At 73.5% G+C, this 11,359-nt stretch carries 9 protein-coding genes; 8 read left to right on the top strand and 1 reads right to left on the bottom strand.

Translation table 11 applies throughout. The annotated features are described in order from the left end of the window. Positions 1–9: 9 nt before the first annotated feature. The gene (locus ACFY1J_RS38270; protein WP_390708516.1) at positions 10–1,239 is read right to left on the bottom strand and encodes an aldehyde dehydrogenase family protein; all 1,230 of its coding nucleotides are present in this window, start codon (positions 1,237–1,239) and stop codon (positions 10–12) included. 251 nt (positions 1,240–1,490) lie between these two features. Here ACFY1J_RS38270 and ACFY1J_RS38265 point away from each other — a divergent pair, with 251 nt between their 5' ends. The 8 genes from ACFY1J_RS38265 (at position 1,491) to ACFY1J_RS38230 (ending at position 11,358) form a co-directional block, all read left to right on the top strand. Next, positions 1,491–3,635, top strand: a complete 2,145-nt coding sequence (locus tag ACFY1J_RS38265) for an HAD-IIIC family phosphatase (protein ID WP_390732846.1) — start codon at positions 1,491–1,493, stop codon at positions 3,633–3,635. Positions 3,636–3,703: 68 nt separating this feature from the next. Continuing rightward, on the top strand, positions 3,704–4,807 hold the full coding sequence (locus ACFY1J_RS38260) for a UDP-glucuronic acid decarboxylase family protein (protein WP_390732862.1): 1,104 nt from the start codon (positions 3,704–3,706) through the stop codon (positions 4,805–4,807). Further along, entirely contained in the window at positions 4,755–5,675 is a 921-nt protein-coding gene (locus tag ACFY1J_RS38255; RefSeq protein WP_390708514.1) for a GNAT family N-acetyltransferase, read from the top strand. Before ACFY1J_RS38260 ends, ACFY1J_RS38255 begins: the two co-directional genes overlap by 53 nt. 248 nt (positions 5,676–5,923) lie before the next feature. Further along, a complete protein-coding gene (locus ACFY1J_RS38250) occupies positions 5,924–7,174 on the top strand; it encodes an ATP-grasp domain-containing protein (protein WP_390708513.1) in 1,251 nt (416 codons plus the stop codon). Further along, positions 7,171–8,439: an ATP-grasp domain-containing protein gene (locus ACFY1J_RS38245; protein ID WP_390708512.1), complete on the top strand. Its 1,269-nt coding sequence runs from the start codon at positions 7,171–7,173 to the stop codon at positions 8,437–8,439. The genes ACFY1J_RS38250 and ACFY1J_RS38245 overlap by 4 nt, the downstream gene beginning before the upstream one ends. A gap of 30 nt (positions 8,440–8,469) precedes the next feature. Beyond that, a complete protein-coding gene (gene epsC, locus ACFY1J_RS38240; protein WP_390732845.1) occupies positions 8,470–9,117 on the top strand; it encodes a serine O-acetyltransferase EpsC in 648 nt (215 codons plus the stop codon). A 49-nt stretch (positions 9,118–9,166) separates the two neighbouring features. Further along, positions 9,167–10,129 (top strand): PLP-dependent cysteine synthase family protein, encoded by a 963-nt coding sequence (locus ACFY1J_RS38235; RefSeq protein ID WP_390732844.1) that lies wholly within the window; start codon positions 9,167–9,169, stop codon positions 10,127–10,129. Next, positions 10,126–11,358, top strand: a complete 1,233-nt coding sequence (locus ACFY1J_RS38230; RefSeq protein ID WP_390708509.1) for an ATP-grasp domain-containing protein — start codon at positions 10,126–10,128, stop codon at positions 11,356–11,358. Before ACFY1J_RS38235 ends, ACFY1J_RS38230 begins: the two co-directional genes overlap by 4 nt. Position 11,359: the final 1 nt, after the last annotated feature.

Here is an 11,359-nt window from a genome sequence, read left to right as displayed (position 1 = left end):
GGGCCGACCTCACGGCCGGGTCCCGGTGGCGGCCTCGGCGGACAGCAGCAGCGGGCGCCCGGTGGCCGTGCCGTGGCGGTGCACGCTGCCGGCCAGGGGGCCGTAGCCGCCGAAGGGACGGTTGCCGTCCTCCACGTCGAAGGTGATGCGCTCCTCGCAGACCACGCTGGTCGCGATGCGGGTGCCGCCCGTGAGGGCGGGCTCGCCGAAGACGGAGACGTACATGCCGCGCGCCCGTTCCTCGGCGGAGTGCAGCCAGCGGGTGATCTGCCGGGGGTCGTCGTACGCCATGGTGAGCACGACCGGGGAGAAGAACTCGGGCGGGTGGAAGGCGTCCTGCCAGGGCAGGTGGAGCAGGGTCGGCTCGACGACGTGGCGGGCGAGGTCCACCCGGCCGCCGTGGACGGTGAACTCGCGGTACGCGGACAGGAACGCCGCCGCCTCCTGCACCGCATCCGGATAGACCAGCGGCGCCACCCGGGTGGCGGGATCGGCGCGCTCGCCCACGCGGATCGAGGCGAGCGCCCCGGCGAGCCGGGGCACGACCTCGCGGACGAGCGAGCGGTGGACGAAGACGATGTCGGTGCACAGGCAGTCCTGGCCCGAGTTGTACAGCCGGGCGGCGAGCACGGTGCGGCAGACCGCGTCGGGGTCCGCCTCGGGTCCGACGACCAGCGGGTTGGGCCCGGAGCCGAAGGTGAGCAGCAGCGCGTCGCCGGGCAGTTCGGCGGCGACCGCGCGGCCGTTGTCCGGCTGCCCGGTGAAGACGACGGCGTCGGAGCGGGCGCAGTCGGCGAGGAACCGCCGTTGCGAGACCGGCTCCATGACGATCCGTCCGCCGCCCGGGCCGCGCAGGTGCGGGCCGAGGATCTCGTGGACGGCCATGGCCGCCGGCGCGACCCGTGCCGAGGGCCGGATGCGGACCTCGTCGGTGTACAGCGAGGGGATGACGCCGAACAGGACGTAGGAGTAGAGCAGGTTGTTCGACGGCAGGAAGGTCGCGAGCCGGCCGAGCCGTCGCGGCGCATTGCGCAGCACTTCCCACGGCGCCCCGGACAGAGCACGCAGCGAGCGGAAGAGTTCGTCGCTCGCGGCCTGGGCGGTGGCCACGCGGGTGAGGACGTCGTGCAATTCGTCCCGGTGTCGCAGGAGTGTGTCGACAAATCCGGGAACGACCGTGTCCGCCACGGCCGCGGTCGACGACGTGTCGCGCCCCGCCTCGATGACGCTGCTGTGCATGCGCGTACCCCCTTGCACTCGCCCGTGACCTTCGGGCTCGATCAGGAAGCGTCTCCCGCCCGGACGCCGTCGCGCATCTCGGTTCGTGCTCTCTTTCAAAGGCCGCGAACCCACTGAGCATTCTCGGAGAACGAACGCGGCTGAGCGGCCACTAACATTCACAACTGCACCGGCGCACGGCCCATGGTGCCGAATTCCGCCGTTTGCACATAGGCCTCGAAAACATTCTGTGAAGAGGAAGGAGAAACGCTGTGTCCGCCGCCCATGAATTGCGTTTCAGCTCTTTCCTCTCCACGGTTGTTGTTGATTCAGGAATTCTGCTCGCCCATGGACCGCGCCAGCAGCGGATCGTGCTGGACGCGGCGTGGGAGCGGTGCGTGCGTGCCCTGTCGGGCGTGGCGTTCGGGCCGGAGGCGTTCGCGGAGCTGGCGCCGGACCGTGCGGCCGCCCCGGGCGTCCTGCGGGCGCTCATGGAGCGGCACCTGATCGTGCCGGAGGACTGCGACGAGGAGGCCGCGCTGCGGGCCTCGTTCGCCAACCGGCCCGAGAACTCCGGCCATGACCCGGCAGTGGACCCTGCCGGGTCGTGGCCGGCCACCCGTTACGGACTGCCCCAGCACCTGTCCGACACCGCCGCGGCCGCCTCGGGCGCCGGGGAGGCGGTGCGGGTGCTGCTGATCGGCGGCTGCGTCACACAGTTCACCGAGGAGCCGCTGCACGCCCTGGGCCGCGAACTCGGCCTCGACGTGCGCACCGAACACCTGTGGCCGGGGCCCTCCGCGGGTCTCGCGCGTGCGGTGCGGCGGTTGCGCCCCGATGTCACGGTCTACCAGCCCGGTGTCCAGCCGTTCCTGACGGGCCTGTTCGACGGCGCGCACACCTGCGACGACGAGGAGCGGGCGCACCGGCTGGCGCTGATGAAGAACGCGCTGACCCTGGCCGTCGGGGCCCTGGCGCAGGCGCTGGAGGGCTCCCTGGGTCTGGTCCACAACATCGCCCCGCCGGCGCTGTCCCCGTTCGGCCGGTACGACTTCGCCGAGGAGTACGGTCTGCGGCGCCTGGTCGCCGAGCTGAACCAGCACATCGACCGGTGCGTGCGCAGCCACCCCGATCTGATGGTGGTCGACGAGGAACGGCTGGTCGCCCGGTACGGCGCCGCCGCGCTCTTCGACGACCTCGTGTTCCCCTTCGGCCACCACGGCGGCTCGGTCGATCCCGGCGACGAGCGCCCGCACCAGCTGCCCGCGCTCGGCCGTGCCCTGGCCGGCGAGTACCTGGCCTGTCTGCGCGCCCACCGCGGCACCGGCCGGATCAAACTGGTCGTGACCGATCTGGACGGCACGCTGTGGCCGGGCATCGCCGCCGACGACGGCTTCGACTGGGTCGACGGCGACGCCACCAGCCGCTGGCTGCACCTCGGCCTGCACCAGGCCCTGTCCGTGCTCAAGAGCCGCGGCGTACTCCTCGCCACGTGCAGCAAGGGCGACGCGCACGCCACCCTGGGCGTGTGGGAGGAGGCGGGCGGGCGGCCGCTGCTCGGTCCCGACGACTTCGTCCTGCACCGCATCAACTGGCGGCCCAAGCCGGAGAACATCGCCGACCTCTGCGCTCGGCTGGGATTCACCCCCGACCAGGTCCTGTTCCTGGACGACAACCCCGTCGAGCGGGCCGAGACGGCCGCCGCGCTGCCCGGCCTGCACATCGCCGAGGGGCCCGTGCACGGCTTCCGCGAGCTGCTGCTGTCCAGCCCCGCTCTGGAGGCGGGCCGGCGCACCGCGGAGGCGGCGCGGCGCACCGACACCACCCGGGCGATGCTGCGCCGCGAGGAGCTGCGGGCCGACCTGGACCGGGACGCGTTCCTGCGTTCCCTGGACGTCCGGGTGCGGGTGGCGGAGGCGGGCCCGGAGCATCTGGCGCGGGCGGCCGAACTGTTCAACCGGACCAACCAGTTCACGACGACGGCCTGGCGCACCGGCCCGGAGGAACTGCGGCGTGTCCTCGCCGAACCGGAAACGCGGCTGCACGTCGCCTATGTCTCCGACCGGTTCGGTGACTACGGCCTGACCGGTGCCTGCCTGGTGCGGGGCGGGGTGGTGACGGCGTTCGCGCTGAGCTGCCGGGTCATCGGCCTCGACGTCGCCGTGCCGTTCCTGGTCGCCGCCCTCGAGGACGGCGTCGGCGGGCGGCGCGCGCTGCTGGCAGGGCTCGTCGGCAGGATCGTCGTCACGGACCGCAACACCCCTGCGCGGGAGCTGTTCCTGAACGCCGGGTTCGAGGTGCGGGGCGACGACGGCCTGCAGGTGCTGGCCGATCCCGGCCGGCTGCCGGAGCTGTCCGCCCTGCCGGTGGCCGTGCTGTCCGCGGCCCCGGCCACGGCCCGCACGGGCGGGCCGTGAGCGGCGCCGGCAGGGCACCGCGGCAGCAGACCGAGACAGTCATCAGGAGGGGGAGAACCGTGCGAGCAGTGGTCACCGGGGGCGCGGGGTTCGTCGGATCGCACCTGTGCGAGCGGCTTCTGTCCCGCGGCGACGAGGTCGTCTGCGTGGACGACCTGTCCACCGGCAGCGCCGGGAACATCGCGCACCTGCTCGACCACCCCGGTTTCCGCTTCGTGCACCAGGACGTGACAGCGGGCCTGGAGGTCTCCGGCCGGGTCGACGCCGTGTACCACCTGGCCTCCCCCGCCTCACCCCGTGACTATCTGCGGCTGCCGGTGGAGACGCTGCTGGTGGGCTCGTACGGCACCCGCAACGCTCTGGAGCTGGCCCGCCGCGACGGCGCCGCGTTCCTGCTGACGTCCACCTCCGAGGTGTACGGCGATCCCCAGGTGCACCCGCAGCCCGAGAGCTACTGGGGCAACGTCAACCCGGTCGGCCCGCGCTCCGTCTACGACGAGGCCAAGCGCTTCGGCGAGGCGCTGACCATGGCCTACCGGCGCGCCCGCGGTGTGCGCACCACCATCGTGCGGATCTTCAACACCTACGGTCCGCGGATGCGCGCCGACGACGGCCGGGCCGTGCCCGCCTTCGTCACGCAGTCGCTGGCCGGCCTGCCGCTGACGGTCACCGGCGACGGAAGCCAGACCCGCTCCCTGTGCTACGTGGACGACCTGGTGACGGGGCTCGTGAGGGCCCTGGAGGCGGGCGTTCCCGGTCCGGTCAACCTCGGCAACCCCGAGGAGGTGACCATGCGCCGGCTCGCGCTCGCGATCCGCGGGATCTGCGGGTCGTCGAGCCCGGTGACCTTCGTCGCCCGACCGCAGGACGACCCGCGGCTGCGCCGGCCGGACATCTCGGCCGCCCGCCGGGAGCTGGGCTGGGCGCCCCGGACTCCCCTCGCCGACGGCCTCGCACGCACCGTCGCCTGGTTCCGGAACACCTCCGCGCCCGGCGCCCTTTCCCTGCCCGACCTCGTCCACTCCCGGCCCACGCCGGCGCCGCCGACCGGGCGCCGGCGACCCGAACGCTCCGGCCCGACCGCCGGATGCGACTCTCCCAGGAAGGGGGACACGATCCATGACCCAGCAGGAACGCTTCACCGTCAGACCGCCGAGCGAGGTATCGCTTGACAGCCTGGTCGACCTGGTGCGCTCCTACGAGGAGCACGCCACGGGAGTGGCCACCTACACCCGGGAGGACATCCTCCTGGAGACCGGCCATCCCGGTTACGAGGACAACAGCTGGTGCCTGACCGGCCCCCACGGCCAGGTGTTCGCCTGGGCGGCGCTGACCGCGCACGGCGACACCCTGGACGCCGCGCTGACCGTGCGGCCGGGCCGGCACGCCGAGAGCGCGGCCCGCACCCTGCTGGCCCGGCTCCTGGACCGGGCCGACGAACTCGCCGCCCGGCAGGGCATCCGGTATGCCCTCACCGTCAGCGGCGTGCTGAGCGGCGACGAGGTGGTTCCGTCGATCCTGCAGGAGGCCGGGTTCATCCCCGGTGCCACCGCCGGCCAGTACACGATCGACCTGACGGTGCCGCCGCTGCCGCCCGCGCTCCCCGACGGGGGAACCATCCGGCAGGCCGGCCCGGACGATCTCGGCGCCCTGCACACGATCCATCTGACCAGCCGCGGCAAGGGCCCCAAGACCGAGGATCCGGTTCTCTTCGACGCCCGCCTGCGGCGGTTGGGGGAGGCGGGTGGTGCGGTACTGCTGATGGAGGTCACCGGCCGTCCGACCGGCTACGTCCTGACCCAGGCCGCCGACGGCAAGGAGGGACGCGTCCTGGAACTCGCGGTCGCCCCCGCCTTCCGCGGACTGGGCATCGGCTACGCCCTGCTCACCGCGGGGCTCGCCGAACTGCGCGCCCTGGGTACGGCCCGCGCCCGGGTCCTGCTGGACACGAGCGACCTGCACGACCCCGAGGCGCTCGGTCGTGTCCTCACCGTGCAGGCGGCACGTACCGTCACCCGTTTCCACCGCATCGGCGACTGACCCGGCCGCGGCCGCACCCGGGTTCCGGGCCGCGTGCCGCGCCTGACCGTGCAGGACCGTGCCTGACAGGGACGGCGCTCCCGACCGAGTCCGTCCCGACGTCTGACCGCAACGATACCGATCCGCCCCCGCCCCCGAAGCACTCGCCGGACGTTCGGTGCTTCTTCGTGAAGTCGCCGCCGTATCCGGCTCGGTGAAGCCCCGCCCCGCCCGCCCACCGGCCTCCCCGTATCCGAACGGAGCCCCTGATGAACCGCACCGCCGCATCCCGGCGCCTGCTGATGGTGATGCCCTACAGCCAGTTCGTCCGCAAGGCCGCCGAGGCGGGCTTCGAGGTCTGGGCGATCTGGGACCCCTCCCTGCGCGAACAGCAGTACCTCGACGAAGTCGCCACGCACGCACAGGAGTTGCTGCTGACCGACTTCGGTGACGAGGCCGGCCTGCGCGCCCTGATCGCCGAGACGGTCCGCACCCACGACATCGGCACCGTGCTGCACCTGGGCGCGGAGGAGTCGATGCCACCGGCCCTCGCGGAGGCCGAGGCGCTCGGTGTCTGCCCCAACCCGGCCGCCGCGGTCGGCGCCCTCAACGACAAGGCCGCGATGCGGGAGCTGCTCGCCGCCCACGGTCTGTCGCCGGTGCGCGCGCAGGCGGCGCAGACCGCCGAGGAGGTCGCCGCGGCCGTGGCCGGGCTCCCGCTGCCCGTCGTCGTCAAGCCGGCCCGCGCGTCCGGCAGTCGCGGCATCGCGCTGATCCGCGACGCCGACGACCTCCAGGAGTGGACCGCCCGCGTCACCGAGGCCGCTCTCGCCGGCCCCTACCTGGTCGAGGAGTACCTCGAGGGCCCCGAGTACAGCGTGGAGACCCTTTCCGCCGACGGCGAGCACCATGTCATCGGCATCACCGCGAAGCAGACCACGGGCGCGCCCTTCTTCATCGAGACCGCGCACGTCCACCCGGCCCCGCTCGGCCCCGGCGAACGGGCCGCCCTGCACGCGGTCGTGATCGGACTGCTCGACCTGGCCGGCTACCGCTTCGGGCCCGCGCACACCGAGGTCGTCCTGACCGCGCACGGCCCGCGCATCGTGGAGTCGCAGACCCGGCTGGGCGGTGACCGCATACCGCTGCTCATCGAGACCGCGTCCGACTACGACATCGAGGCCGCGATCTTCCGCACGCTGGCCGGGGCTCCCGTCGAGCCGCCGTCCCCGCGGCACACCGCCTCCGTCGGCTTCTTCTTCCTGCCCGCCGGACGGCTGGAGTCCGTCGCGGGGCTCGACGCCATCCGTGCGCTGCCCTTCGTCCAGGCGCTGCACTTCCCCTTCCAGCCGGGCGACGAACTGCCGCCCACCACCAACTCGTTCACCCGCCACGGCTACGTCGTCGTCGACGCCGAGTCGCCCGCCGAGGCCCGGGCCCGTATCGCCCGGGTCCGCGGGCTGCTGCGCGCCGACGTCCGCGAAGCCGCCCTGACCACCCCGAAGGGAGCCCTTCGATGAGCACCCGCAAGACCGTGCTGCTGATCGGCGGCGTCGACGCCCACGTGGACCGTTTCACGGCGCTCGGCGTCAAGGTCGTCCTGATCCAGCACCCCGACAAGGTCACCGAGCACCAGATGCGCGCCGTCGACGTGCTGCTCGTCGTCGACTACACCGACTGGGACACCGTGCGGCCGTACGCCGAGGCGGCGCATGCCGTCCACGGCGTGGACGCCGTGGTCTCGCTCACCGAGCCGGGACTGAACCCGGCGAGCCGGCTCGGCGACCAGTTCGGGCTGACCGACGGCCGCCGGCACGAGGTGAGCCGCCGGATGCGCGACAAGTGGCTGATGCGCCGCCATCTCGCCGAGCGGGGCCTGCCGGTGCCGCACGCCGCCCGGGTGTCCGACCGGGCCTCGCTCGACGCCTTCGGCGAGCGGGCCGGCTACCCCTTCATCGTCAAACCGGTCTCCACGACGGCGGGGTTCGGCCTGCTCCGGGCCGAGAGCCCGCAGGACCTGGAGCGGGTGTGGGCACGCGTCCGGGAGCTGGACGGCGGCCGCACGGACCGCGGTTCGACCATGTTCACCGTCGACGGCTTCCTGATGGAGTCCTACATCGACGGTCCCGAGTTCAGCGTCGAGGCGCTCAGCTTCGCCGGCCGGCACGTCGTCGTCGCCGTCACCGAGAAGCTGACCGCCGAGGAACACTTCGCGGAGCTGGGGCACGCGGTGCCCGCCCGGCTGGCCGACACCGACCGGCAGCGGCTGACCGGCGCGGTGGAGGAGTTCCTGACCGCCATGGGTGTCACCGACGGCCCCAGCCACACCGAGATCCGGCTGTCCTCGCGCGGTCCGGTGGTCATCGAGTCCCACAACCGGCTCGGCGGCGACCACATCGTCGAACTGGTCGAGGCGGCCTACGGCATCGACATGATCGCCTACGGCGCCGCCTGGCCCCTCGGGCTCACCGAGCCGCTCGCCGCGCCGCCGGAGCCGAAGGCCGCGGCCGTCATGCGGGCCGTGGTGCGCGAGCCGGGCACCGTCACCGCGGTGAGCGGCGTGGAGCGGGTCCGGGCCCGGCCGGACGTGCTGGCCGCGCAGGTCTCCGTGCGCCCGGGCGACACCGTACGGCCGCTGGGCGACAACTGGGACCGGCTCGGCAGCGTCGTCGTCACCGCCGCCGACACCGACGGTGCGGTGGAGCTGTGCGAGCGCCTGGTGCGCGAGGAGATCCGTATCCACGTCGAGCCCGCGGCGGCACCCGTGCCGGCCCGGGCCGCCTGAGCGGCGGGTCCGCCGGAAGGAGTCGGCCGCATGCCCGAGGAACTCTCGCTGCTGCGCACTCTGGGCGAGGATCTCGCCGTCGTCGTAGCCCGCGACCCGTCCCTGTCCAGCCGCCTGGCGGCCGTCGGCCACACCGGGCTGTCCGCCGTGTGGGCGCACCGGGTGGCGCACCGGTTGTACCGGCGGCGGCTGCGGACGGCCGCGAGCCTCATTGCGCGGACCGCCCGCCGCCGCACGGGTGTCGAGATCCATCCCGGTGCGGTGCTGGGCCGCCGTGTCTTCATCGATCACGGCGCGTCCGTGGTGATCGGGCAGACCGCCGTCGTCGGCGACGATGTGACCATCTATCAGCAGGTGACACTGGGCGCGGTGGGGTGGTGGACCGACAACCTCCGCCCGCCGGGCGCCCGTCGGCACCCGGTCGTCGGCGACGGGGTGGTGCTCGGCGCGAACGCGACCGTGCTGGGTCCCGTGACCATCGGCGACCGGGCTCTGATCGGCGCGATGGCCACCGTCACCGAGGATCTGCCGCCCGGGGCGCGGGTGTACGCCCCGCGCTCCGTGGTCCGTCCCGGCCCCGGGCTGCGACCGGTGCCGGACACCGCGCCCGCCGCCCACGAGGTGAGCGGCCCACAGCCCGACGCCGTGCGCCTGCTCGCCTCGGCGGGTTCCTGGTGACCGTACGCCCCGTTCGCCCCGTACGCCCTTCCCGAAGCAGGAGTTGGCCATGACCACCGCCCTACCCCCGGCGACCGCCGTCCGGCGCGTCGCCGCCGACCTCGAAGAACTCATCGGACGCACCCCCCTGGTCCGCCTCACCGTCCCCGGCGCCGCCCCCGGCGTCGAGGTCCTCGCCAAGCTGGAGTCCGCCAACCCCTTCGCCAGCAGCAAGGACCGCGCCGCGCTCGCCATGCTCAGCGGCGCCGAGCTGCGCGGCGACCTCGGGCCCGGCGGCACCGTGGTGGAGTCCACCTCCGGCAACACCGGCATCGCCCTGGCCGCGCTGTGCGCCCGGCGCGGCTACCACTGCGTGGTCGTGCTGCCCGACAGCGCCACACCCGAGCGGATCGGGCTGCTGACGGCGCTCGGCGCACAGATCGTGCAGACGCCCAGCGCCGAGGGGTTCGCCGGCGCCATCGCCAAGGCCGCGGAGATCCAGGCCGCCACCCCCGGATCCTGGTACGTGCGCCAGCACGAGAACCCCGACAACGTCCGGGCCCACTACGAGAGCACCGGACCGGAGATCTGGGCGGACACCGGCGGCCGGGTGGACGTCCTGGTCGCGGGCGTCGGCACCGGCGGCACCCTCACCGGTGCCGGCCGCTGCCTGAGGGAACACAATCCCGCGCTGGAGATCGTCGCCGTGGAGCCGGAGGGCTCGCCCGTCCTCTCCCTCGGCCACGCCGGCACCCATCGCATCCCCGGTCTGAACGGCGGCTTCGTCTCCCCCACCACGGACGTCTCGCTCATCGACCGGGTGCTCACCTGCTCCGACGAGGCGGCCCTGACCACCGCCCGCGCGCTGACCCGGGAGCAGGCCGTCTTCGCCGGGCTCTCCTCCGGTGCCGCCGTGCACGCGGCGACGGTGCTGGCCCGGGACCCCGCCTACGCCGGCCGCACGATCGTCACCGTGCTGCCCGACACCGGGGAGCGGTACGTCAGCATCTGGAACGAAGGGACCTCCGCATGACCACGCTCGTCCTGCACCGCGGTTCGCTGCGCGCCAACCCTTACGAGCGGTGGCTGGCCGACCACGGCGAGAAGCTCGTCCTGCTGGGCTCGGCCGAGCAACTGGCCCTGTTCGGTGAGGAGTTGCCCGCCGGGGCGCCGTATCTGCACGCCGAGGTGCTGGCGGACTACGACACCGGAGCGCACGTCCTCGCGCGGGCCGCCGAACTCGTCGAGGAGTTCGGCGTCACCGACGTCGTCGCCTGCCAGGAGTTCGACATCGAGCGGGCGGCGGTCCTGCGCGAGCGCTACGGCCTGCCCGGCCAGCGGCCCGGCTCCGCGCGGGTGTACCGCGACAAGTGGGAGATGAAGCAAGCCGCGACGCGCGCCGGGATACCCGTCGCCGACCATGTGCTGCTGCGTTCGGCCGGGGACCTCGACGCCTTCGCCGACCGGCACGGCTTCCCCGTCGTGCTCAAGCCCCGCAAGGGCGCGTTGTCCGTCGGGGTGTCCGTGCTGCGCACCCGGGAGGAACTGCGGGCCCGGCTGCGGGAGGTGGAGCTGTTCGACGCGGACGGCACCCCGCAGTGGCTGGCCGAGGCGTTCGTCGAGGGCTCCATGTGCCACATCGACGGCACGGTCCTGGACGGGCGGATCGCCACGCTGTGGCCCTCGCAGTACCAGTACGCCCTGGCCGACTTCCGGGACCGCAAGGGCCGGGTGGACATCGCCCTGGACGTCGCCGACCCGCTGGCCCGCCGGCTGGTCGCGTTCGGCGAGCGGGTGCTGGAGGCGTTCGGCGGGCCGGAGCACTTCGCCTTCCACATCGAGGTGTTCCACACCACCGACGGCGAACTGGTGCTGTGCGAGGCGGCCTCCCGGGCGGGCGGTGCCGGGGTGCGGGACGTGCAGCGGGTGCTGTTCGGCTTCGACCCGATGGAGTACCCGGTCCGCCGCCAGCTCGGCCTGCCCGTGGCGGCCGGCGAGCGCCGGGACCCCGAACGCCTCGCCGGTCAGCTGCTGTTCACGAAGCGGCCCGGTGTGCTGCGGTCGCTGCCGGACCCGGCGACCCTGCCGCCGGGTGTCGTGAAGTACACGACGTACGCCGAGGTGGGACAGACCGTCCAGGACGCCACGCACTCCGGGGACTTCCTCGCCGCGTTCGTCGTCACCGGCGCGGACCGGGCCCGGACGGAGGCCCGGATCCGGGTCGCGGAGGCGTGGTTCAGGGCCGGTCTCGACATCGGCTGAG

Origin of the sequence: Streptomyces sp. NPDC001406, assembly GCF_042895285.1 — a bacterium.
In the GTDB taxonomy this organism is placed as follows: Bacteria; Actinomycetota; Actinomycetes; order Streptomycetales; family Streptomycetaceae; genus Streptomyces.
Note: the sequence above shows the minus strand (reverse complement) of the source record. Positions and strands in the feature narration are given on the sequence as shown.

What these genes read in the sequence shown, in the direction of transcription:
- ACFY1J_RS38235 (WP_390732844.1), top strand. Translation starts at nt 9,167, where the DNA reads ATGACCACCGCCCTACCCCCGGCGACCGCCGTCCGGCGCGTCGCCGCC.
- ACFY1J_RS38250 (WP_390708513.1), top strand. Translation starts at nt 5,924, where the DNA reads ATGAACCGCACCGCCGCATCCCGGCGCCTGCTGATGGTGATGCCCTAC.
- ACFY1J_RS38255 (WP_390708514.1), top strand. Translation starts at nt 4,755, where the DNA reads ATGACCCAGCAGGAACGCTTCACCGTCAGACCGCCGAGCGAGGTATCG.
- epsC (WP_390732845.1), top strand. Translation starts at nt 8,470, where the DNA reads ATGCCCGAGGAACTCTCGCTGCTGCGCACTCTGGGCGAGGATCTCGCC.
- ACFY1J_RS38270 (WP_390708516.1), bottom strand. Translation starts at nt 1,239, where the DNA reads ATGCACAGCAGCGTCATCGAGGCGGGGCGCGACACGTCGTCGACCGCG.
- ACFY1J_RS38230 (WP_390708509.1), top strand. Translation starts at nt 10,126, where the DNA reads ATGACCACGCTCGTCCTGCACCGCGGTTCGCTGCGCGCCAACCCTTAC.
- ACFY1J_RS38245 (WP_390708512.1), top strand. Translation starts at nt 7,171, where the DNA reads ATGAGCACCCGCAAGACCGTGCTGCTGATCGGCGGCGTCGACGCCCAC.